Origin of the sequence: Nocardia suismassiliense (assembly GCF_900269665.1) — a bacterium.
GTDB lineage: Bacteria > Actinomycetota > Actinomycetes > Mycobacteriales > Mycobacteriaceae > Nocardia > Nocardia suismassiliense.
In genome coordinates this window covers 3,187,358-3,209,431 of record NZ_LT985361.1, presented here as the reverse complement: position 1 = coordinate 3,209,431, position 22,074 = coordinate 3,187,358, and the positions used below count along the sequence as shown (strand labels likewise).

The window sequence follows — 22,074 nt, the reverse complement described above, 5'->3', positions numbered from 1 at the left end:
GTCTGGTTCTACTGCTGCCAGCCGGTGTAGGCCTCAGCGAAATACGCTGCGCCATAACGGGAATCGGCGATCAGCGACAACTCACCGCGCTGTCGCTCGATATCGAAGGGGGACGCGCCGCCCACCGCGTGCAGCATCGTGGTCGCCCAGTACGAGAAGTGCTGTGCCCGCCACACCCGCCGCACGGCGCGCTCGGTGTACCGGTCGAGTACGTCGGCGTCGCCGGCGCGGTAGAAGTCGCCGATCGCCTCGGCCAGTACGGCCACGTCGGCGAGCGCCAGGTTCAGCCCTTTCGCGCCGGTCGGCGGCACGGTATGCGCGGCGTCACCGGCCAGCAGCAACCGGTCGTGGCGCAGCGGCGCGGTGACGAAGGAGCGGAACGGCAGCACCATCTTCGCGCTGATCGGGCCTTCCCGAAGAGCGAAACCATTGCCGTTGACGCGGCGGCGCATCTCGGTCCAGATCCGGTCGTCGTCCCAGTCCTGCGGGCGCTCGTCGGGTGCGCATTGGAAGTACATCCGCTGCATCGTCGGTGTGCGCTGGCTGATCAGCGCGAACCCGAACTCCGAACGGGTATAGATCAATTCGTCGTGCGAAGGCGGCGCCTCGGTCAGGAAGCCGAACCAGGCGAACGGATACTCGCGGAACCATTCGGCGCGGGTGCCGGGCGGGAAGGCGTGGCGGCAGACCGATCGGGAGCCGTCGGCACCGACGAGCAGGTCGGCCTCGATGCGCACTCGGCTGCCGTCCGGTTCGGTGCACGTCACCGTCGGGTGTTCACCCGTGATGTCGACGGCGGTATCGGCTACGCCGTAGCGCACGTCTCCCCCGTCGATCGTGCGTCGCCTGGACAAATCCAGGAACACCTCGGTTTGCGGGTACAACCAGACGGATTCACCGACCAACTCCTGGAAGTCGATCCGGTGGTTCTCACCGTCGAAACGCAGCACCACACCGTCGTGCCGGTGCCCCTCGGTGACCACGCGCTCGGACACTCCCGAATCCACCAGCAGCCGAACAGAACCCGCCTCGAGAATGCCCGCACGGATCGTGCCGGCGATCTGCTCGTACGTGCGGATATCGATGACGACGGATTCGATCCCCGCGCGGTGCAGCAGATGTGAGAGCAGCAGACCGGCCGGGCCGGCGCCAACGATCGCTACCTGGGTGCGGGTAGTCCTCATGCCGGGCGCGCTCCTTCGTCGATTAACGGGGCCGGCTCCGGCACGAGTCCATCGACGGTGGTGCGCGGCACGGCGGCCATGGCGAGCAGTCCGATCGCGGCGACCGCCGCGAAAAGGTAGAAGCCCCATGGGTTCGCGGAACCGAGGACGATGAGCCAGCCGGTGATGGTGGGTCCGAAGATGGCGCCGAGCCGGCCGACGCCTGCGGCGAATCCCATTGCCGTGGCTCTGATCTCGGCGGGGTACGCCTGAGTTACGTAGGCGTAGATGAGCACCTGAGCGGAGAAAACGAAGATTCCGGTAACCAGCACCAACCCGTTGAGCAGCACCGTGCTGGAAATCTTGATACTCAGCAACGCCAGGAAAACCGCCGCCGCACCGAACCACACCAGCACCGTCGGTTTGATGCCCCGCCGGTCAGCGAGCGTCCCGGCCGTGAGCAGGCCGATCACCGCACCGATGTTCAACATCAACAGCACCGTTAACGAGGTCGACATGTTGTACCCGGCATCACGCATCAACTTCGGCAGCCACGTGTTCAGACCGTAAACAAGCAATAGGCCCATGAACGAACCGACCCAAACCCCCAGCGTCGCACGCAGATACAACGGCTTCAGCAACACCGCGGGCCGAACCCGGATAGGCGCGTTCTTGGCCGCGAGGAATGCCGCGGACTCCGGCAATTTCGCCCAGATCACCGGCAGCAGCACGAAACCGGCCAGGCCACCGCCGTAGAACAGCGGCTGCCAATGCGGGATGACTTGCAGCGCGAGCAGTGCGGTGAGCACCGCCCCGGTGTGATAACCGGTCATGGTGATCGTGCTGGCGAAGGCCCGGCGCGCAGGCGGCATGTGTTCGGCCATGAAGGTCAGTGCGGTCGGCAGGCATGCGCCGAGCCCGACGCCGGCGATCAACCGGAACGCGGCGAACACACTGACCGATCCGGCCAGCGGAACAACGGCGGTGAACAGGGAGAACACCGCGATCGAGCTGATCAGCATGCGGCGTCGGCCGTAGCGGTCGGCGATCGGTCCGGACGCCGTCGCGCCGATGGCCACGCCCACCAGCGAAATGGTCGCGGCGAAAGTCGCACTGGCCGCGGTGAATCCGACGTGGTGCTGGTCGATGAGGGTGGGGATGACGGCGCCGAGCACGACTAGGTCGTAGCCCTCCAGCAGCACGATCAGCCAGCAGAGCACCGCCGGCCAGGAGAACAACTTCTTCATGGTGACTTCGTTTCTGGTGTGCAGTTGTGACTGCCATCACGCTACGATCGGCCAGATCAGAAATCCAATAGATGTTTTTTCGCATCTGTATAGAGGGGATCTATGGCGGCGGAGTTCGATCTGAACCTCATCCGGACCTTCGTGCTGCTCTACGAGACGCGGAGCGTGACGGCGGCGGCGGACGTGCTCGGCGTCACCCAGCCCACCGTCAGCTACGGGTTGGGCAAGCTGCGCAGGCGGCTCGGCGACGAGCTGTTCGTGCGCGGGCCCGGCGGCCTGGTCCCGAGTTCGGAGGCCGAGCGGCTCTATCCGCCGCTGCGCACCGCCATCGAGCAGCTCGATGTGACCATCGGCGCCGCAACACAATTCGATGCGTCGGGACCGGTCAGTTTCTCGATCGGGCTGTCCGACCTCGGCGAGGTGAACACGCTGCCGCTGGTGCTCGCGGAACTCGCGGCCCGGGCCCCCGCCGCGACCTTGCAGGTGCACGCGTTCGACATCGACACCGCGACAGACGAACTCACCCGCGGCCGGGTCGACGCGATCGTGGCCAGCCCGGTGCTGGATTCGGTTCGGCTGCACCGGCTTCCACTGTTCACCGAAGGCTATGCCGGTATGGTCGCGGTCGGTCATCCACGCCTGCGCGGTGATTCGGCGACCGAGGACGAGCTGCGCGGCGAACGGCACATCGTCGTCGACGGAACAACGGGCCACCCCGCGCCCCGGCAAGCGCTGCGTACCTATGGCCTGGAAGGCCAAATCGCCGTCCGGGTAACACGTTTCGCGACGCTCCCGTACGCCGTGCAGGACACCGACCTGGTCGCCATCGTGCCGCAACGCGTCGCGCGCGCCCTGGCCCGAACCCATCGGGTCCGGACCTTCGCGTTGCCGTGGGCGATCGAACCCGCCGAGATCGCCGCCTACACCCGCCGGACGCCCGGCCGCAGCCCCGCCCAGGCCTGGTTCCTCGAGGTGATCCGAGCAGCGCTGCAAGATCTGCCGTGAACCCGCCGACCCCAGTTCTACGGGCATGACTACGCACCGCACGGCACATACGATCCCCGGACAGGCAGACTGCTCGTCAGACGTCCCATAATTGAATACGGGGGCGGCGGGGCTGACGAATCGCTCTGACTTCGATGACGACCATGGGAGGAATCGTCAGTGAACGATGATCGGGCGGGAAAATTCGAGCAATTGGATCATGGGCGCAGCGGGGTGCGCGGGTTGGGGACAACTCTGCGCTGGTTCCGAGATCCGCTGGCCGTGATGGGACGGCTGGCCGACCAGCAGGGACCGGTAGCCGGGTTTCGGATCGGGGTGTTTCCGGCGGTGCTGGTGACCGGACCCGAGCAGATCCACGAGGTCCTGGTGTCGCGGGCCCAGGAATTCCGGCGGGCCAGGGCGGTGACCGGCACGCTGTGGCCCGCGCTGCGCGAGGGGTTGATCATCTCCGAGGGCGAGGTGCACCGCACGCAACGGGCAATGGTCGCGCCACTGTTCACGGCGCGGCGGGTGCCGAAATACGTCGACGTGATGGCGACCCGCATGCAGGCGCATCTGCGGCGGTGGCAGGCGGCGGGCGAAGTCGACCTGCTCGCCGGCGTGCAGGCGATGATGCACGATGTCGTCGCCGGGCTGCTGATCGATGAGCCGCTCGACGAGCACGCGGACGTCGTCGACGCGGCGACCAGGATCTTCGACTGGGAGATGCGGGCGATGTCGCGGCCGATCGTCGCGCCGTTGAACATTCCGACGAAGCGCAATCGCGACTTCATCCAGGATCTCGCCCTGGTGCGCGACTGGGCTGCCCGGATGATCGACGCGCGCCGTCGGCATCCCGAGCGGCACGACGACATCGTGACCGCGCTGCTCGCCCAGCGTGATCGCGACGGCGCGCCGATGAGCGAGGATCGGCTCGTCGACGAGGTGATCAACCTGTGGGCGGCGGCGCACGAGACCAGCGCCGACGCGATGTTCTGGACCGCGTACGCGCTGTCGCGCCATCCCGGGATCGCCCGGCGGGCCGCTGCGGAAGCAGACCGTGTCCTCGATGGGGCGACGCCCACGGCAGAGGATCTGCATCAGCTCCCTTACTGTTTGCAGGTGTTCAAGGAATCGATGCGGCTGTATCCGCCGTCGCCCGCGTTTTTGCGCGAGGCCGCGCAGGAGACGCACATCGGTGACTACACGATCGGCGAAGGCACGATCGTGTTCGTCGCCCCCTACGTGATGCACCGTTCGGCGCGGCAGTATCCGAATCCCTTGGCCTTCGACCCCGATCGGTTCGCCCAGGAGTCGGCACGACCGTGGGAACGACTGTCCTACTTGCCTTTCGGGGCCGGTGAACACGTCTGCATCGGTTCGGCCCTCGCGTTGCTCGAGGGGCAGATCTTCACCGCACTGCTGCTCAGCGGCGGCACGCTGCAACGGATCGACGGCGATGTCGGGATGAAGCTGACGATCAACCTGCGCCCGAAGCGCGCGGCCCGAGCGGTCTACACGCCGCGGCGGCAGGTATCGACCCGCGAGCTGTCCGGGATCGAGGTCGGCGAATCTCGATGACTTCGCCGTCATTGTCCGACCGCGTCGCGGCGGCGGTGTCGCGCCGATTCTGCCGGCGGTCCTCGTCCACCCGGGCGGCGACCGAGCAGATCGAACGCATCCTCGCCTTCGCGCTCGGTGTCGGGGTCTGGATCTTCGGTGTCGGTGACGCCGCCGAGATCGCCAGGCAGTCGCGGCACTTCCCGACCTGGTGGACCGTGCTGGCCATGTGTGGTGTGTACGGCACCGCGCTGCTGATGGCGGGGCTCGCGTTGCGCGCCCCGCTCACTGCCGTGCGAGCCCTCGCGGCAACGCACGCAACGGTTTTCGCCGTGGCCGTCGCGTTGTCCGGCTTCGCCGTGGCGCCGGGACAGATCACCGACGACGTGGCCTGGATCTATCGACTGGTCCCGCTCGGCGGGGTCGCCGCCACGCTGGCCTGGCGGGCGCCGGTGGTCTCGGTCTACGTCGTCGGCGTCGGCACGCTCGCCGCGTCGTCCACCGGGCAGGCCACCGGCGACCTCAGCTGGACCGAGTTCGGGCTCACCTCGATGCGTATCCTTGGCATCACGGTGACCTTCGTCTACATCACGAGAATGGCGCGCCGCGCGGCCCGCCTGCTCGACCAGGAGCGGGCGCGCGCACACCATCAGGCCTCGCTCGCGGCGGCGGACGAGGCCCGCGCCGGCGAGCGAGCCCGCTTCGCCGGCGTGATCCACGACAAGGTGCTCGCGACGCTGCTCGACACCTCCCGCGGTGGTTCCCCCAGCATGCTTGCGCGGCAAGCCAATCAAGCCCTCGGCCAATTCGCCGCCATCGGGCGGGTCAGCGACCTGTGCACCGATCTCGAGGCGATCGACACCATCACGCGCGAAGCGGTGGGCGCCACCGATGCCGAACTGCGCGTGCAGGTTCGGCACGACTGCAACTCCGCCGATCTGCGCATCGACTCCGCCACCGTCACCGCGCTCGCCCAGGCCGCCGCCGAAGCTGTCCGGAACAGCGTGCGGCATGCCGGCGTGCCCGGGCGCACTGTCGCAAGACAATTGAGGATCGAGGCGCGCGGGTCCGGCCTGACCGTCGTCGTCGGCGACGACGGTGCCGGGTTCGACCCGGCGCTCGTCGCGGCCAACCGGCTCGGGCTCACCGTGAGCATCGTGCAGCGCATGCGCGAAGCGGGCGGCCGCGCCATCATCGAGTCCCAGCCCGGCGCAGGCACGCGGATCACCCTGGAGTGGAATGCGCCCGATGACACCTGACAGCAGCGGCGACCTGAGCAGGCTGCTCAGCGCGCACCGCTCCACCATGGTGACCATCATCGCCGTGGTGCTGGCCACCGACGCCGCCGTGATGATCCGCTCGGTCCGCCGAGCCGAACTGCCCCTCTCGGTGACCCTGGTGGCCGCCGCGATCGTCATCGTCGCCGCCACCGTCGTCGTCGTGCTCGACACGGGGAAGCCGATCCACACCTACGCGGCCGTCTTCGTGGCGTCCGCCGGCGCCGTCGCCACCCTGATCGCCAGCGACCAGGTGACCGCCGAACTCGACGCCAACACCAGCGTCTGGACCGCGTACACTGGCGGCAGCGCGCTCGCGATGCTCGTGCTGCGCGGCCGAAACATCCTGGCCTGGACCGGAACCGGGGCCACCTGGCTGGCCGTCGTGCTCGCTTCGGACGGCAACCCGACCGTCTACGTGCAGGCGATCGTGCCACTCGTCAACGTCGCCATCGCCGCCGCGTTCGCCGCCATCATGCGCCCCACCCTGCGTTCCCTGCACGAACTGGAAGTCGAGTCCACCGCCCGCGCCGTCAAACAAGCCAGGCTCGACGCGCAGAACGCCGAACGCAAACGCCAACTCGATCGCCTGGACCGCCGCGCCCGCCCCATGCTCGAACGCATCGCCGCCGCCGTGCCCTTCCAGCCCGACGAGCGCGAAGAATGCCGCCTGCTCGAGGCCGAACTCCGCGACGAACTCCGCGCCCCCACCCCCCCCCCCCCCGCCTCTTATACACATCTCCGAGCCCACGAGACCAGGCAGGATATCGTTTGCCGGCTTCTGCTTTAAAAAAAAAAAAAATAAATACTCTAACATAAATCATCCTACTCTAGCGAACAAATCTAACCTTATCAAAAACAACAACGCGACCCATTCCTCTCCGCTCACAGACCACCTCCCGTCATGCTATTACTCATAGACGTGCTNGTGGGGGTGGGGGCTTCGACGAGCATGAGGTGGTCGGCTCCGCCGACGTCGATGACCGCGATTCGCGGATCGTCGGGGGTGGCGGGGCGTTCGAAGGCGAGGCTGGCTCCGAGCATCTCGTAGTAGCTCACGAGTTGGTCGAGGTTGGGGGTGGTGAGGGTCAGGTGGTTGATTCCGAGCAGTTCTTGCATGATGAATCGAGGGTAGTGCGGGTGTTGGGCGGGGCCTAGCCCTCGTTAGGCAGGGGGCCGCACCTGCGCTCAGGGGGTGGCGGTTCGGTTCTCCAACACCAGTTCTCGGTATTCGGCGGCGAGGCGGTGGCAGTCGCCGGGCCAGCGGGCGGAGAGGTAGTTGCGGTCGCGGACTGTGAAGCCGCGGTTCGGGTGGGTTGCGGTGTCGCGGCGCGGGAGCAGAGGCCCGGGCTCGAATTGGCGCGGATCTCGTAGGGCGGCAGTGACTTCCGCTTGGACGGTTCGGGGGTAGGTGCGGTAGTAGGTGCCGAGGCGCAGGCGGGTCAGGTTCCAGGCGGCGAGTTCTAGAGTTGCTGTGACAGCGGTGGTTCGGCGGTCGTAGAGCACGGAGCGGCCGGTTTCGGGGTCGGTGGCGCGGGCGGCCAGCAATACGCCGTGGCAGACGGCGGCTACGGGTTTGTCGGCGAGGAGGGCGCGGCCGAAAATTCCTTGGGCGGTGGTGGATTCGAGCATCGTCTTCATGCCGGGGGCGTGGCCGCCGGGGACGACGACGCCGGAGATTTCGTCATCGATTACATCGGCATAGGCAAGCGGTGATTGGAAGTCGGGGTCCTCGCGCATCCGGTCGTAGTCGTGGAGCGCGTCGGGGCGGGTCATCAAGAGCGGGGAGAGAATCGAGAAGCCCTGTTCGACGAGGCGATCGTCGGCGAGGGCGACTCGACCTTCGGGGGTGGCGAAGCGGACGGGTATGCCTGCGTCCCGCAGAGCCGCCCACGGCACCGCGGATTCGGTGGGGTCGTAGTCGCGGGCGGGGAGGAGAAACAGGATCATCTACGAATGGTAGCGGTGAATTTGCCCGTTTAGAGGTTCAACGGCTGACGGCCTGGTCGGGTGCGGCGCCAGACGACCGCGAGGAAGGCGATGAGGCCGAGCAGGGGCAGGGTGGCGATGGTCCAGCTGAGCGGCAGGGGTGGGCCGGGTTGGTCGAGGACGTGGAGGCCGTCGAGGGTGCCTTCGCCGTGGCCGAGGGGTCCGTCGAGGAGGAAGGTGATGGAGTAGTCGCCGGGGTCGTCGATGGCCATGATGTCCAGGCCCCAGGAGTCGCGTTTGCGGGGGTGGCGGACGAAGGGGGCGTTGCGTTTCCAGGACTTGAACGCGGGGCCGGCCATCCGGAACGCACCGGTCTTGTCGGCGATACCGCCTTCGGGCATGAAGGTGAAGTCGAGCGATTTCATCGCGCGGATGGGCCAGGTGGAGAAGCCGACGGTCATGGCGTAGGGGCCGACCTGAACTCGTTCGGTGTGCACGATGTCGACGGGGGCGTATGCGGAGGCGGGGGCGATCGCGACCAACGACAGGGTGATCGCGGCGAGCACGGTGAGGGCGAGTTTGCGCAGCGCGATCATCGGGCGACCTCCGTGGCGGGCGCGGGCAGCATGCGGACGAAGCGGCCTGCGAGGAAACCGGCGAGCAGGCCGAGCGGTATCGCGACGACCGTGGACAGCACGACGTCGTTGAGGGCGAGGCGGGCGAAGAAATGGGTGAACTGCAACTGCAGCGGGAAGGTCACGCCGACCACGAGCCCGGTCACCAGCCCGGCCGCCAGCACGATCTTGTTCGGGTCGAAACCACGGGTGCGGGCCAGCCAGAACAGGCCCTCCACGGCGACGGCCGCGACGATCAGGAACATCGGCATGATGGCGGGCAGAGACGGCGGCCGCGAGCCGAGACCGTCGCGCAGTGGCAGCCCGATCGACGAGGCATAGACCTCCGCGGCCCACGGCGAGAACCACCACAGCGCCGCCTGGATCGCGCCGAGGGCGACCGCGATGGCGATGGCAGCACCGGGCCGGGCCAGCGCCGCCGCACCGAGGACGAGCAGCATCGGCCCGAACAGCAGGACACCGAGAATGGTCGAGTCGACGGGCAGTTCGAGATTGTCCAGCGCCTGGGTGAGGATCGGCGCGAAGGTGATCATGATCGGGATTGCCAGCACGATGCCGACTTGACCCCAGCGGTGGTCACGGTGGGACGCGAAGACCATGATGCTGCCGATCATGGTGAGCGTGATCGACAGGAACAGGGCCACGTGCGACGGCGTGTTCAGCACCGCGTCGAAACCGTAGATCGCATGCCACTGCATGTCGAGCAGCCCGTAGAGCAGGAACAGTGCGGCGCCCGCCCCGGCAACCATGTAACCGAGCGGGGCCGTGAGGTTACTGCCGAACACCCGGATGGGCGTACCGCCCAGGGCGGGCACCGGTCGTCCGGCCCGTTGGGCGGCCGTGGCGAGGAAAACCATGGCGAGGCTGGCGAATCCGGAGATGGCGCTGCCGGAGTACAGGAACAGGTGCGGCAGCGTGAAGAAGGTGTCGGGGCCGACATCGTTGTGCCACTGGATATCCCAGCTCAGGCCGATCAACGTGACGGCGGTGCCGAGCAGCACGCCCCAGGCGCCGACGCGGGCCGCGATGCTGTTGTCGGACGTGGCGGTGTGCGTGCTCCCGTCTTCGATCGTGTCGGACGGTGCTGAGATATCCATGACGAGCGGTCCCTCCTCGGGGGTCGTGCGATTCGTGCTGATGCGTGCGTCTTTCGGTTCAGCCGCCGACCCACAGGGGCAGGGTGACCTGGTCGATGCCGTGGTGCGCGGCGATGAACAAGCGCAGTTCCCCTGGGCCGGTCATCATCAGCGACACCGACGCGGCGCGGAAATGACCGGACCCAGTGGCGGCGGCCGCGACCGGCGCCCCGGCGTGGCCCATCAGCGGCTGGATCGCTTGAACCTTCACCGCCGCATGGTCTATCGCCGCCCCGGCGCGGTCGGTGACGGTGACATCCACGGCGGTGTCGCCGAGACGGAGGCTGTCGATGGTGACGGTGACGAGGTGTTGCGACGTACCGGCTTTCAGCACGACCGGGTCGGGCGAGCTCGGCCACACCAGCCACCCGATGGTGGCGATGAGGACCACGGCGGCTACTGCCGCGACGATACGAAGCAAACGAGTCGACGAGGCGCTCATCTACGCGCCCCCGCCGCGACATCGAGCACCACCGGAACGGTGAGCACGGTGTAGTTGCGTTCGACCTGGATCCAGAGCCGGTACCGACCCGCGACCGGGAACGTGAAGGTGAACGGCACGTCGGGCCCGAACGCGGCGACCGTTTCGTCGGGCGGACTCTCGCCGTTGGCGGGCGGCATAAGCATCACTCCGCGGCCCGCGCCGGGCAGGTCAGGGATGCCGCCCGTCCCCGACGTGTCGTGCGCACCGCTCATCCCTGGCATGTCGTGCGGGCCCTTCATCCCTGACATGTCGTGCCCACCGCTCATCCCCTGCATGTCGTGCATCGAGTTCGGCCCCATCGAGTGGGCATGTCCCCAAACGGGCGAGTTCTGCACGGCCGCAGCAATATCCACGCTGCCCTCCGGCACCGGTCCCGCCATGACCAGGTGTCCGACCATGCCGAGCCATGGTTGCAGATCAGAAGTGTCACCGACTTCGGCAGTGATGGTCGTGGGTTTCCCGACTACCGCCTCGGTTGTCCTGACGGTGATGGCACTGCCATCGAGAACCATCGACGCGGACTTGCCGGTCCCACCGAGCTGCAACGGCTCCCTAGTCGGCTGGGGCACAACGTCACTCGGCGCGACCTCGACACCGGTTGCGGCACGGATCATTTGGACTCCCCCACCCCGACGGGCCAACTCCGCCGACAACGCATAGCGACCAGGCTGCGACGCGGTCAGATGTACCTGATAACGACCGGGACCGGTCCGGATCGGATGTAGGTGCGAGAGCCCACCATTCGGACCGACCACCAGCAGATGCACGAACGCACTGTCGTGCACGACGATGTCGTCCGCCAACGCTCCGGTGGCCGCATCGATCAACACCAGATCGAAGTCGCTCCCCCGCCCGGCTACCGCCGAACCCTCGACGGTGAGCAACACCGGCGGCCGCGAGTAGTCCGAGATCATCGGCTGGTTCAGCGAATACGGATCGGTGACATTGTGCACGGTGGGGTCGAGCTGACTACCTGGTTGCGGCGGCAACGGCAACGACACCGACAGCAGGGCGGCCGTCACCGACACGGCAACCCCCGCCACCATGCCACCGGCAGGCAGCAACGCCCACGCCGTGCGCCGCGCCCGCATCGCGACCGACACCGAGACCGGAAGCAGCACACCGGCTACCAGAAACCCGCCGTACACCAGCCGCTCCGGCGGCGAGGTGACCTGCGCGGGCACCACGAACGGAATCCGTGCCACCCGCACACCGTCACCGATCGCGAGTTCCCAAGGGCCGGGCCGATCCATGTCCAGGGTCGTCGAATACATCCCCGGCGTGCCGTCGAGTTCGACAACCGCCTCCGCAGTGGGAGCTCCAGGAGCAGACAGGTCCCGCACGGCCCCCATCGGCGTCGCCGCGATCGTCAGCTGCCCCGCAGCCGTACCCGCGTGCGTGACGACATCCACCCGCAGCGGCCCCGGCACGCTCGTCACCCGGCGCAGCACGACGGTGAGCTCCCGGTCACCGAGGGACTGCGCAACCGAGATATCCCCACCCGCGGACGCGGAATCAGCGGATGCGGACGCCATTCCAGCCGACACGAGCAGAGCCAGCAACCCCGCGACGAGCAAGGCGCGACAGCGAACGGCACGGGCGACAGTCACTCGCGCCATGCTATGGCCGCGAACCGGCGAGATCATCACCTCCTGAGGGGATCCCGCCTCCCCCATCGGGTTGATGCCGTCATAGGGGATATCCCGGAGAATGCCCCGCTACCCACCGTGCCCATCGGCGGCCGCGCGGAGCAGATCGAGGAAGGCAGACAGCGGCGGCTGCGACTCGGTACCCGCCTTGACCACCGCGACAATCGTTCTCGTCGGGACCGGACCGACGACCGGACGGCACACGACCGACTCGGTCGGGATAGCGCGCAGCGCCAGGCGTGGAATCAGCGTCAACCCCAGCCCGGCGGCGACGAAACCGACAGCGGCGGCGTAGTCGTGCGCCTCGACCACGAAGTCCGGGCTGAATCCGGCCGCACCGCAGGCCTTCAGCATGGTTTCCCGACACAGGGTGCTCGGCCACTCGTTGTCGATCCAGCGTTCCGCTCGCAGCTGCGCCAACTCGATGACCGACTGGGTGGCGAGCGGATGGGCAGGCGGCAGCACCGCGAGGAATGGATCGTCGAGCAGGTGCAGCGTGCGCAGCCCCGCGGGCACCCGCACAGTGTCATCGAACACCATGACCTCCGCGTCGGCGGTTTCCTTCTCGGACAGTCCTTTTCCCAGCCGCAGCGCGACCCGTACCTCCGGATGCAGACGGCCGAGCTCCGAAACGACCGGCGGTATGAGCACTGCCCCGGCCGTCGCGAAATACCGGATCGTCAGACGCCGGGACTTTCCCGCGCGCAGGTCGGCGAGTGCGGTTTCCGCACGGGCGATTTCATCCTGGATCCGGCGCGTGTGTTCGGCGAGCAGCACACCTGCCTCGGTGGGCCGGATACCGCGTCCGTGCCGCTCTACCAACGGCATTCCGGTCTCCCGCTGGAGCGCGGCGATGTGCTGACTGATCGCGGACGGCGTGTAACCGAGCCGGGCGGCCGCGCCGTGGATCGAGCCGTTCTCCACGACCGAGCGGAGCACGGTCAACCGGTGCACATCGAGCATCACCGGACTCTACAGTGCCACTTAATTGTTCATACGAAATCATCGCTTGTGCTGTCGTAAGCCGATTGCCAGGCTGACGATATGACCGACCAGCAGCGCATCCGCCTGGGCATCATCGGCCTCGGCGCGATGGGCACCGAAATGCTCGACATCGCCCACCAGCACCCGGACTTCGAGGTGGTAGCGGCAGCCGACCCGAATCCCACTGCCCTCGAACGGATTCGCGCCCAGCATCCGGATATCTCCCTCGGCCACTCCGCCGCACCCCTGCTCGACAGCGCTCGACTGGACGCCATCTACATCGCCTCGCCACCAGGCACCCATGCCGGCTACGCGATAGCCGCGATGTCGGCGGGCAAGGCCGTCTTATCGGAGAAGCCTCTCGCCGTGCGGCTCAGCGACGGCGCGGAGATGGTGCACGTCGCCGCCGCGACCGGCATGGTGAATGCCCTCAACTTCACCCTGTCCGATCGCGCGGCCGCGCTCGCGGTCGGACAAGCGCTGCGCGACGGCGAGCCCGGTGACATCGTCGGCGTCGACATGGGGTTCACGTTTCCGAGCTGGCCTCGCCCCTTCCAGCGCGACGCCCGCTGGGTCGCCGGTCGCGAACAAGGCGGCCTGCTACGCGAAGTCGGTTCGCACTACCTGTTCCTCACCGACCATCTGCTCGGCCCGCTCACCCCGGCTTCGACCCATATCCGGTACGGCACAGCAGCCGAAACCTTTGCCGCAGGACAATTTACGGCAGGCGATATCCCGATCAACATCACTGGAAGAGTTGCCGCCGCACCCGAGACATACGAATGGACCCTCTACGGCACCGAACGATCTTTTCGCATCACCGACTGGTCGCGCCTGCACATCAGTGACGGCGGCCAGTGGACGGAAGTCACCCCGAGCGGACCGCGCGGCACCGAGCACACCCGCCTGAGCGCGTTCGCCCGAGCCATCCGCGGGCAGCACTCGGCACTGCCCGACTTCGCGACAGGCCTCCGCGTCCAACAGGCGATCGAGCACTTCCACCAGGCATCTTCCTGATCATCGGCGAAATCCACCGGGCTGCAATTCGACTGGCGCCCTTGACACCCCCGCCGCTGTAGCATGCAATATATTGCATGCCGGTTCCGCACAGCGAAGGTCTCGTCGCCAGGTCATTGCTTCGAGAGAACGCCTACCGCGCGATCCGGGACGCCATCGTCGACGGCACCCTCGCGCCCGGCGAGCGCCTGAACGACAACGACCTGGTGAAATGGCTCGGTGTCAGCCGCACACCGGTGCGGGAAGCGCTGATGCGCCTGGAGCAGGCGGGGCTGGTGCAGACCAAACCCGGCCGCTACACCATCGTCAGCCCGCTCGACGTCCGTGCGGTCCGCGCCGCCCAGTCGGTCACCACCGCCATGCACGAACTCGCCGTCCGCGAGGCCCTGCCCAACCTCTCCACCGACGAACTGGCGGCCATGCGCGAAGCCAACGCGCGCTTCGCGGAAGCCTTGCGCCGCAATGATGTCGACGCCGCGATCACCGCCGACGACGACTTCCATCGCATCCCGGTCACCGCGAGCGCCAACGACGCCATCCGCAGCGTCCTCGAACAGTTCACCCCGGTGCTGCGCCGGGTGGAGCGCCTGCGGTTCTCCTCACTGAGCGGCCGCAGTTCGGTGGCGCAGCACGACCGCATCATCGCGCTGTGCGAGGCGGGCGATGTCGAGGGCGCGGTGGCGGGCACCCGCGCGAACTGGCAGACGCTGGTGCCGCTGCTCGAAAACCTCAGTCCCGGAACGCAATAAGCACACCGGCTGCACCCCCTAGGAATCATCGATGTCTCTCGACACCTTCGAGCGTTATCCCCTGCTGTTCGGACCGAGCCCGATCCACCCGCTGGACCGGCTCAGCGATCATCTCGGCGGCGCGCGGATCTGGGCCAAGCGCGAAGACTGCAACAGCGGTCTTGCTTTCGGCGGCAACAAGACTCGCAAACTGGAGTACCTGGTACACGACGCGCTGAGCAAAGGCGCGGACACTCTGGTCAGCATCGGCGGCGTGCAGTCCAACCACACGCGGCAGGTCGCCGCGGTCGCCGCCAAAGCCGGTATGAAGGCGGTCCTGGTCCAGGAGAGCTGGGTCGACTGGCCCGACCCGGTCAACGACAAGGTCGGCAATATCCTGTTGTCCCGCATCATGGGTGCCGACGTGCGGCTGGTCCGGGCGGGTTTCGGCATCGGCTTCAAGGACAGCTGGCACCAAGCCCTCGACGACGTCCGGGCCGCGGGCGGCACCCCGTACCCGATTCCGGCGGGCGCGTCCGACCATCCACTGGGCGGCCTCGGCTTCGCCAACTGGGCCTACGAGGTGCAGCGGCAAGAGCGCGAGCTGGGCGTCTTCTTCGACACCATCGTGGTGTGCAGCGTCACCGGCAGCACCCAGGCGGGCATGATCGCGGGCTTCGCCGGCCAGGACCGGCCCCGCCGTGTTCTCGGCATCGACGCGTCGGCCGAGCTCGCCGAGACCCATGCACAGGTGGCCAAGATCGCCCGCAGCACAGCCGAACTCATCGGCCTCGGCCGCGACCTACACGACGACGAGATCATCGTCCTGGACGGCTGGGCCGGTAACCGCTACGGCATCCCGGTGCAATCGACGCTTGACGCCATCCGGCTCACCGGCAGCCTCGAAGGCATGATCATCGACCCGGTGTACGAGGGCAAGTCGATGGCCGGTCTGCTCGACCTCGTGCAAAACGGTGAAATCCCAAAGGGTTCCACCGTTCTGTACGCGCACCTCGGCGGCCAGCCCGCCCTCAACGCCTACAGCGGCGTCTTCTGACCGGACGGGGCCGGTGGCGCGGGCACCGGACATGCGTCCGCTGCCTCGGCCACCACCTGCGCGGCATCGGGAACCGGCGGACGAGCCCCGGCGGCATACTCGGCACCCACGAGGGGTGGCGCCGAGTCGAGCGCTTCGTTCTCCGCCGCCGTGAAAGCCCGTGCCCTGCTGAGGAATCGCCAGCCTTCCGGCGCCTCCAGGCTGAAGCCACCGCCCCGTCCGGGCACCACGTCGATCACGAGTTGCGTGTGCTTCCACGTCTGGAACTGCGAGCCGGAGATCCACACCGGCACCGCATCGAGGTCGGCGGACGGCAGGCTCGCAGGCACCTCCCCCACCGCCAGCCGCAGATCGAGGAGGCCCACCAGCACATCGCGATCGCCGACGATGAACTCCCCCAACGGATAACACATCGGCGACGAGCCGTCGCAGCACCCGCCGGACTGGTGCATCATCAGCGCGCCGTGCACATCGCGGAGGCGGCGCAACAACGCCGCCGCCCCCACGGTCGCGACCAAACGGGGCGGGGCGGCACTCACCGTGGCGCCCTTTCCCGCGCTGCCCGCTCGCCCGGCATCAGAAGAATCCCATGGCTTTCGGCGCGTAGCTGACCAGCAGGTTCTTGGTCTGCTGGTAGTGGTCGAGCATCATCTTGTGGTTCTCCCGGCCGATACCGGACTGCTTGTACCCGCCGAACGCCGCGTGCGCCGGGTACTGGTGATAGGTGTTGGTCCACACCCGCCCGGCCTGGATCTCGCGGCCCGCACGGTAGGCGGTGCCACCGTCCCGGGACCACACGCCGGCACCGAGGCCGTACAGGGTGTCGTTGGCGATCGAGATCGCGTCGTCGTAGTCGGTGAACGAGGTCACCGACACCACCGGGCCGAAGATCTCCTCCTGGAAGATCCGCATCGTGTTGCGGCCGGTGAAGATCGTCGGCTGCACGTAGTAGCCGCCGTTCAGGTCGCCGCCGAGCATCGCACGCTCGCCGCCGGTAATCAGCTGTGCGCCTTCACCTTTGCCGATCTCGATGTAGGAGAGCACCTTCTCGAGCTGATCGTTGGACGCCTGCGCGCCGATCATCGTCTCGGTATCCAGCGGATCACCTTGGCGCACCGCCTTCGTGCGCAGCGCGGCGAGATCGAGGAAGCGGTCGAAGATGTCGGCCTGGATCAGCGAGCGCGACGGGCAGGTGCACACCTCGCCCTGGTTGAGCGCGAACATCGTGAAACCTTCCAGGGCCTTGTCCAGGAAGTCGTCGTCGGCGCTCATCACGTCGGAGAAGAAGATGTTCGGGCTCTTGCCGCCGAGTTCGAGGGTCACCGGGATCAGGTTCTGCGACGCGTACTGCATGATCAGCCTGCCGGTGGTCGTCTCACCGGTGAACGCGATCTTCGCGATGCGGTTGCTCGAGGCGAGCGGCTTGCCCGCTTCGAAACCGAAACCGTTCACGATATTGACCACCCCGGGCGGCAGCAGATCGCCGATGATGCTCCACAGGAACAGGATCGAGGCCGGGGTCTGCTCGGCGGGCTTGAGCACCACGGCATTGCCGGCGGCCAGTGCGGGCGCCAGCTTCCAGGTCGCCATCAGGATCGGGAAGTTCCACGGAATGATCTGCCCGACCACGCCGAGCGGCTCGTGGAAGTGGTAGGCGACGGTCTCGCTGTCGATCTCCGACAGCGAACCTTCTTGGGCGCGAATGGCTCCGGCGAAGTAGCGGAAGTGGTCGACGGCGAGCGGGATGTCGGCGGCCAGCGCCTCCCGGATCGGCTTGCCGTTGTCCCAGGTCTCGGCGATGGCGATCGCGTCGAGGTGCTCCTCGATCCGGTCCGCGATCTTGTTCAGGATCACCGCGCGTTCGGCCGGCGAGGTCTTGCCCCAGGCCGGGGCGGCGGCGTGCGCGGCGTCGAGCGCGAGCTCGATGTCCTCCGCGGTGGAACGTGCTACCTCGCAGAAGGTTTCACCGGTGATCGGGGTGGGGTTCTCGAAATACTGTCCCTTGACCGGCGCAACCCACTGGCCGCCGATCCAGTTGTCGTAGCGAGGCTGGAAGCTCACCGGTGACTCCGGCGAACCAGGACGGGCATATACGGTCATCGAAAACTCCTAGCGTTCACGGCGGTCCCCCCTGTGATCCACGACACTAGAGTTCCAACGTTGCATCATCGTTGGGAACGGCCGAGCTCGCGATCCAGCATGGCGAGTTGGGCCGCCACTTGGGCATACAGCGAGGAGTCCGGTTCGAGCGAGGCGAGGTAGGCCGACCACGCGCCACGGTCCTCGCGACCGTCGACCGACGCGATCCACCAGCCGAGAATCGCCGGGTCCCTGGAGGTCAGGACGGCCGCCCGCATCCGTGCCCGCAGTGCTTCGCGCACCCGGCCGACGCCCGGCGCGCGGGAGGCGGGCAGCAGTTGGCCGCGGTAGCGCGCCACGGCCGCGCCGATGTCGCCGCGGCGCAGGCTGCGCCGCAGTTCACCCACGTCCGAATCGAGCTCGGTGAGTAGCCGGTAAGGGCGTGAGCCCAGTGCGGTGCCGCCGAGAATCCGGCGCAGGCGCGAGATCTCGGCGCGCACGGTGACCGCGTCGAGGTCTCGCTCGTCGAGCAGCACCGCGATGTGCTCGGTGCCCAGGCCCTCGGGATGCTCCATCAGCAGGAGCAGGATCTCCGAATGCCTGCGCGACAACGGGATTCGCTCATTGCCGAACAGCAGCGCCGGATTGGTGCCCAGCAGTTCGACCCGCGGTGTCGAGCGGCTCGTGATCGGATGGGCCCGCAGTTCCGATTCCGCGACGGCCACGGTCGCCCTGATCAGCGAAAGCACTTCCGGCGCAGCAACACGGGGGCCGCCGGTGATGTCGATCGCGCCGAGGATCCGGCCGGTCGCCGGGTCATGGACCGGCCCGGCCGCGCAGCTCCACGGGTGCACCACCCTGCTGTAATGCTCGGCACCGAAGATCTGCACGCAATGATCAAGGGCCAGTGCCGTTCCCGGCGCGTTGGTGCCGACTACGGCTTCGCTCCAGTCCGCGCCGTCGACGAAGTTCATCTCCGCGGCCCGGTCCCTGGCCGCCGAATCGCCCTCCACCCACAGCAATCGACCGTGCGCGTCGCTCAGCGCGATCAGCAGCCCGGTATCCCTGGCGTCCTCGACCAGCAGGGTCTGCACGACCGGGCGCACCGACGACATCGCATGGGTGCGCCGATAACGCTCCAATTCGATTCCGGTCAGCGAGGTCCGGCCGATTTGGCGGTCCGGGTCGATGCCGTTGCCGCGGCTGCGCACCCAGGAAGCCTCGACCACCTGCCGCACCGACCCGGGCGCCTCACCCCGCTCGACGAACGACTCGTGCGCCGCCGACACATCCGTGCTCACCTGCTCCGCATCCTCGTCCGGACGCAACGCCACCCACGGATTCACCCGAATATCCGCACCGCCGGCCACGTACTCCATCCTCCTCGGCAAATCCGCCCCGATCAATGCGCCGCCAGGTCCAGCTCGACGCTACCGACCGATTCGGTGCGAGCCGTCCGTCCGGCCGAAGTCCCGCCGAGCGTGCGATCCAGCAAGACCTCGATCCCCCGCGACCAGAAAAACCGATTCGCCAAGCAGTGCGATGACTTTCGCAGCCTCGCACCGTCTGTATTCGCATGCGACTCGAAAAGAAGAATGCAGTGGTGTACGGAGCGGCGGGCAGTATGGGCGCGGCGGTGGCGCGAGCGTTCGCTCGGGAAGGTGCGCGTGTGTTCTTGGCCGGGCGGACGCAGCAGACGCTCGACGCGGTGGCCGCGGAAATTATCGAGCAGGGTGGGCAGGCGACCGTCACTCCGGTTGACGTGTTCGATCGAGCCGCCGTCGAGGCGCACGCCGACCGCATCGTCGACGAGGGGGGAACGCTCGATATCTCGTTCAATGCAGTGGGGATGGACGCAGTTCAGGACGTCGCGCTCGTCGACTTGGAGCCGGCGGATTTCCTGGCCCCGATCATGGCGTCGGCCCAATCGCATTTCATCACCACGACGGCGGCCGCACGCCGGATGACGGCGCAGGGCTCGGGCGTCATCGTGCTGCTGTCCGCCACGGCGGCCGGTGAATCCCGGCACCGGATGGGCGGATTCAATATCGCCTGCGCCGGCATCGAAGCACTGAATCGCAGCCTGGCGGGTGAAGTCGGGCCGTACGGCGTGCGCGTGGTGTGCATCCGTTCCAACTTCGCACCGGAGACCGTGCCCGAGCTGTCCGAATCCGATGAGGCGATTCAGCCCTTGATCCGCGATACCCGGCTGGGTCGGCTCCCCCGCCTGGCGGAGGTCGCCGAGACCGCGGTGTACGCCGCCTCCGACGGCGCGGGCGCGATGACCGGCGCGGTACTCAACCTCTCGTGCGGTGCGCTCGTCGACTGAGCTGCGCGGCCGGCCCCGTGACTCGTGCGTCGGCTCAGAGGAACGGGGCCACCTGCTCGGCCGCCTCGACCGGGTGGCCGGCCTGGATGGGGGCGCCGAGCGCTCGGAATTTCCAGACGTCGGCTTCGCGTTGCACTTTCGCGACCACCATGCCGGTGTGCTTGCCGCCGACGCGCAGGCTGCCGCCGGTGAGTTCGATGTCGGTGGTGCCGTCGACCAAGCGCCAGAAGGCGTTGCGCACGCGCTCGAATGTGTGTCCGGCGTAGGAGGTTACGACGAAAATGACGGTCGAGGCCTCGGGGGACAGCTTGGTGAGGTCGACGTCGATCATCTCGTTGTCGCCGCGACCGGCACCGGTGAGATTGTCGCCCTGGTGTCGGACCGATCCGTCTTTGGAGGACAGGTGGCCGTAAAAGGCGGCGTCGAGTAGCTCGCGGCCGGAAAAGACCAAGGCCGAGGCGTCGAGATCGATATCGACTTCCCGCAAACCGAATCGTCCCGGCTCACGGACCGGGTCCCAGCCCAATGCCATCTTCACATGGGACAATTCGGCGCCGCCCGGATTGCGCAGCGCCAATTCCTGTGCGGTGGCGAGCGCACTCGCCATTTCCGGATCGGGCAGTTGCCGCACCGGCTTCGGTGTGCGCCCCACCGCGACGCCGTGCGCGGACACCAGGGCGGCGAAACCACTGCGGTATCCGTGCCCGAGGGCACGCAGCCGCCAGGGGTCGCCCCGATCCAGGTCCAACGCGACGACGGTCGATTCCGCACCTGATCCGTCGATGACGAATTCATACAGTCGATTGCCCGCGGTGTCGTCGATCCGCAGTTCAGGCGCTGGATAATTGCCCAGGCTGTCCTGCTGATCGTCGAGCGCGACGACAATACGAACATGCTCGATCCCTACCGGGACCACGCGCAGATCTATCGCCAATGCGCCTGGTTGGCCGCCTTCTCCGGGCACCAGCCGCACACCTTCCCCGAGCGGCTGGTTGTAGAAGACCAGATCCGCATCCGACCGGACCATGCCGTTCGCGGTGAGCAGCAATGCGGACAGATCGACCGCCGCGCCGTGTCGCACCGAAACAACTATGTGCTCGGCTTCGAGCACATTTACCTGCCCCCGAGCCAGTTGCACGGTCATTCACCACACCCTACAAAAACAATCGTCGAATGCTCGCAACGGCGCGCGTCGAATTATGGCGCTCGAATAAGTCCGCGAAAATGCCGCGACTTTTAGCTGCCGCACAGCGCGCCGGTATTGTCATGGCAGCGGTGCTCCATGACCCGAAATCCACCGCTCGCAGACCTGCCCGCACCTAGGCTGGTTCCATGTCGATAACACATCAGCTGGAACGAATCTTCGCGGGCCTCAACGCATCTCTGTATCGGGTCAGCGGCGGCAAGCTCGGCGGCCGGCTGGGTAAGGCGCCGATCCTGCTGCTCACCACCGTCGGCCGCAAGTCCGGCCAGCGCCGCACCTCCCCGCTGCTCTACCAGCAAGACGGCGGCCGCTACCTCATCGCCGGGTCCCATCGCGGCACCCCGACCCATCCCGACTGGGTGCTGAACCTGCGCGCGAACCGCGAGGCGGAGGTCCAGATCAACAGCAAGACCATCCCCGTCACGGCGACCGAACTCTCGCCCGCCGAACGCGAGGCCGCATGGCCCGGCCTCGACGCGATGTACCCCAGTTTCGCCGACTACCGCAGCAAGACCGACCGCACCATCCCGATCTTCGCGCTCGTTCCGCGTTCGAACGGCGCCGCCGGACCGCGTTAACCCGCGGCGAAACCCCAGGCAGCCGATCCCCAGT

Annotated in this window: 22 protein-coding genes; 9 read left to right on the top strand and 13 right to left on the bottom strand. The window is 67.4% G+C overall.

The genetic code is table 11. The features are described from left to right. Nucleotides 1-8: 8 nt before the first annotated feature. Both DBO33_RS14450 and DBO33_RS14445 read right to left on the bottom strand, forming a co-directional pair. Complete coding sequence (locus DBO33_RS14450; protein ID WP_107655487.1) at nucleotides 9-1,184, bottom strand: 4-hydroxybenzoate 3-monooxygenase; 1,176 nt, start codon at nucleotides 1,182-1,184, stop codon at nucleotides 9-11. Further along, nucleotides 1,181-2,410: an MFS transporter gene (locus tag DBO33_RS14445; RefSeq protein WP_107655486.1), complete on the bottom strand. Its 1,230-nt coding sequence runs from the start codon at nucleotides 2,408-2,410 to the stop codon at nucleotides 1,181-1,183. Before DBO33_RS14445 ends, DBO33_RS14450 begins: the two co-directional genes overlap by 4 nt. A gap of 102 nt (nucleotides 2,411-2,512) precedes the next feature. On the opposite strand from DBO33_RS14445, the gene DBO33_RS14440 reads away from it, so the two are divergent. From DBO33_RS14440 to DBO33_RS14425, 4 genes are all read left to right on the top strand, one after another. Further along, nucleotides 2,513-3,415, top strand: a complete 903-nt coding sequence (locus DBO33_RS14440) for a LysR family transcriptional regulator (RefSeq protein ID WP_107655485.1) — start codon at nucleotides 2,513-2,515, stop codon at nucleotides 3,413-3,415. A gap of 159 nt (nucleotides 3,416-3,574) precedes the next feature. Continuing rightward, a complete protein-coding gene (locus tag DBO33_RS14435; protein WP_107655484.1) occupies nucleotides 3,575-4,975 on the top strand; it encodes a cytochrome P450 in 1,401 nt (466 codons plus the stop codon). Next, nucleotides 4,972-6,213 (top strand): sensor histidine kinase, encoded by a 1,242-nt coding sequence (locus DBO33_RS14430; protein WP_107655483.1) that lies wholly within the window; start codon nucleotides 4,972-4,974, stop codon nucleotides 6,211-6,213. The genes DBO33_RS14435 and DBO33_RS14430 overlap by 4 nt, the downstream gene beginning before the upstream one ends. Then, nucleotides 6,203-7,021 (top strand): hypothetical protein, encoded by an 819-nt coding sequence (locus DBO33_RS14425; RefSeq protein ID WP_159080250.1) that lies wholly within the window; start codon nucleotides 6,203-6,205, stop codon nucleotides 7,019-7,021. Before DBO33_RS14430 ends, DBO33_RS14425 begins: the two co-directional genes overlap by 11 nt. Before the next feature lie 95 nt (nucleotides 7,022-7,116). Here the strand turns inward: DBO33_RS14425 and DBO33_RS44575 are convergent, their stop codons facing one another. From DBO33_RS44575 to DBO33_RS14390, 7 genes are all read right to left on the bottom strand, one after another. Next, nucleotides 7,117-7,350 (bottom strand): VOC family protein, encoded by a 234-nt coding sequence (locus DBO33_RS44575; RefSeq protein ID WP_107655481.1) that lies wholly within the window; start codon nucleotides 7,348-7,350, stop codon nucleotides 7,117-7,119. A 69-nt stretch (nucleotides 7,351-7,419) separates the two neighbouring features. Next, nucleotides 7,420-8,181, bottom strand: coding sequence for a type 1 glutamine amidotransferase domain-containing protein (locus DBO33_RS14415; RefSeq protein ID WP_107655480.1), 762 nt, complete (start codon nucleotides 8,179-8,181; stop codon nucleotides 7,420-7,422). A 29-nt stretch (nucleotides 8,182-8,210) separates the two neighbouring features. Next, a complete protein-coding gene (locus DBO33_RS14410) occupies nucleotides 8,211-8,756 on the bottom strand; it encodes a hypothetical protein (RefSeq protein ID WP_107655479.1) in 546 nt (181 codons plus the stop codon). Beyond that, nucleotides 8,753-9,892, bottom strand: coding sequence for a hypothetical protein (locus DBO33_RS14405; RefSeq protein WP_199856616.1), 1,140 nt, complete (start codon nucleotides 9,890-9,892; stop codon nucleotides 8,753-8,755). Before DBO33_RS14405 ends, DBO33_RS14410 begins: the two co-directional genes overlap by 4 nt. A gap of 58 nt (nucleotides 9,893-9,950) precedes the next feature. Next, nucleotides 9,951-10,373, bottom strand: coding sequence for a hypothetical protein (locus DBO33_RS14400; RefSeq protein WP_107655478.1), 423 nt, complete (start codon nucleotides 10,371-10,373; stop codon nucleotides 9,951-9,953). Beyond that, nucleotides 10,370-12,025, bottom strand: a complete 1,656-nt coding sequence (locus DBO33_RS14395) for a hypothetical protein (protein ID WP_234390837.1) — start codon at nucleotides 12,023-12,025, stop codon at nucleotides 10,370-10,372. Before DBO33_RS14395 ends, DBO33_RS14400 begins: the two co-directional genes overlap by 4 nt. 108 nt (nucleotides 12,026-12,133) lie before the next feature. Further along, nucleotides 12,134-13,027 carry a LysR family transcriptional regulator gene (locus DBO33_RS14390; protein WP_107655477.1) on the bottom strand — a complete coding sequence of 298 codons (894 nt, stop codon included), beginning with the start codon at nucleotides 13,025-13,027 and terminating at the stop codon, nucleotides 12,134-12,136. A gap of 81 nt (nucleotides 13,028-13,108) precedes the next feature. On the opposite strand from DBO33_RS14390, the gene DBO33_RS14385 reads away from it, so the two are divergent. The 3 genes from DBO33_RS14385 (at nucleotide 13,109) to DBO33_RS14375 (ending at nucleotide 15,850) form a co-directional block, all read left to right on the top strand. Continuing rightward, the gene (locus tag DBO33_RS14385) at nucleotides 13,109-14,065 is read left to right on the top strand and encodes a Gfo/Idh/MocA family protein (protein WP_107655476.1); all 957 of its coding nucleotides are present in this window, start codon (nucleotides 13,109-13,111) and stop codon (nucleotides 14,063-14,065) included. A 77-nt stretch (nucleotides 14,066-14,142) separates the two neighbouring features. Beyond that, nucleotides 14,143-14,814, top strand: a complete 672-nt coding sequence (locus tag DBO33_RS14380; RefSeq protein ID WP_107655475.1) for a GntR family transcriptional regulator — start codon at nucleotides 14,143-14,145, stop codon at nucleotides 14,812-14,814. Between the two features lie 31 nt (nucleotides 14,815-14,845). Continuing rightward, complete coding sequence (locus DBO33_RS14375) at nucleotides 14,846-15,850, top strand: 1-aminocyclopropane-1-carboxylate deaminase (RefSeq protein ID WP_107655474.1); 1,005 nt, start codon at nucleotides 14,846-14,848, stop codon at nucleotides 15,848-15,850. Here the strand turns inward: DBO33_RS14375 and DBO33_RS14370 are convergent. The 3 genes from DBO33_RS14370 to DBO33_RS14360 form a co-directional block, all read right to left on the bottom strand. Then, nucleotides 15,832-16,389, bottom strand: coding sequence for a DUF779 domain-containing protein (locus DBO33_RS14370; protein WP_107655473.1), 558 nt, complete (start codon nucleotides 16,387-16,389; stop codon nucleotides 15,832-15,834). The genes DBO33_RS14375 and DBO33_RS14370 overlap by 19 nt on opposite strands. Before the next feature lie 37 nt (nucleotides 16,390-16,426). After that, complete coding sequence (adh, locus tag DBO33_RS14365; RefSeq protein ID WP_107655472.1) at nucleotides 16,427-17,950, bottom strand: aldehyde dehydrogenase; 1,524 nt, start codon at nucleotides 17,948-17,950, stop codon at nucleotides 16,427-16,429. A gap of 65 nt (nucleotides 17,951-18,015) precedes the next feature. Further along, a complete protein-coding gene (locus tag DBO33_RS14360; RefSeq protein WP_234390836.1) occupies nucleotides 18,016-19,299 on the bottom strand; it encodes a sigma-54-dependent transcriptional regulator family protein in 1,284 nt (427 codons plus the stop codon). 230 nt (nucleotides 19,300-19,529) lie between these two features. On the opposite strand from DBO33_RS14360, the gene DBO33_RS14355 reads away from it, so the two are divergent. Then, complete coding sequence (locus DBO33_RS14355; protein WP_234390835.1) at nucleotides 19,530-20,258, top strand: SDR family NAD(P)-dependent oxidoreductase; 729 nt, start codon at nucleotides 19,530-19,532, stop codon at nucleotides 20,256-20,258. Nucleotides 20,259-20,292: 34 nt separating this feature from the next. On the opposite strand, the gene DBO33_RS14350 is transcribed toward DBO33_RS14355, so the two are convergent. Further along, nucleotides 20,293-21,402 (bottom strand): TerD family protein, encoded by a 1,110-nt coding sequence (locus tag DBO33_RS14350; protein ID WP_107655469.1) that lies wholly within the window; start codon nucleotides 21,400-21,402, stop codon nucleotides 20,293-20,295. A 188-nt stretch (nucleotides 21,403-21,590) separates the two neighbouring features. Here DBO33_RS14350 and DBO33_RS14345 point away from each other — a divergent pair, with 188 nt between their 5' ends. Beyond that, complete coding sequence (locus tag DBO33_RS14345; RefSeq protein ID WP_107655468.1) at nucleotides 21,591-22,040, top strand: nitroreductase family deazaflavin-dependent oxidoreductase; 450 nt, start codon at nucleotides 21,591-21,593, stop codon at nucleotides 22,038-22,040. The last annotated feature ends 34 nt before the right edge of the window (nucleotides 22,041-22,074 follow it).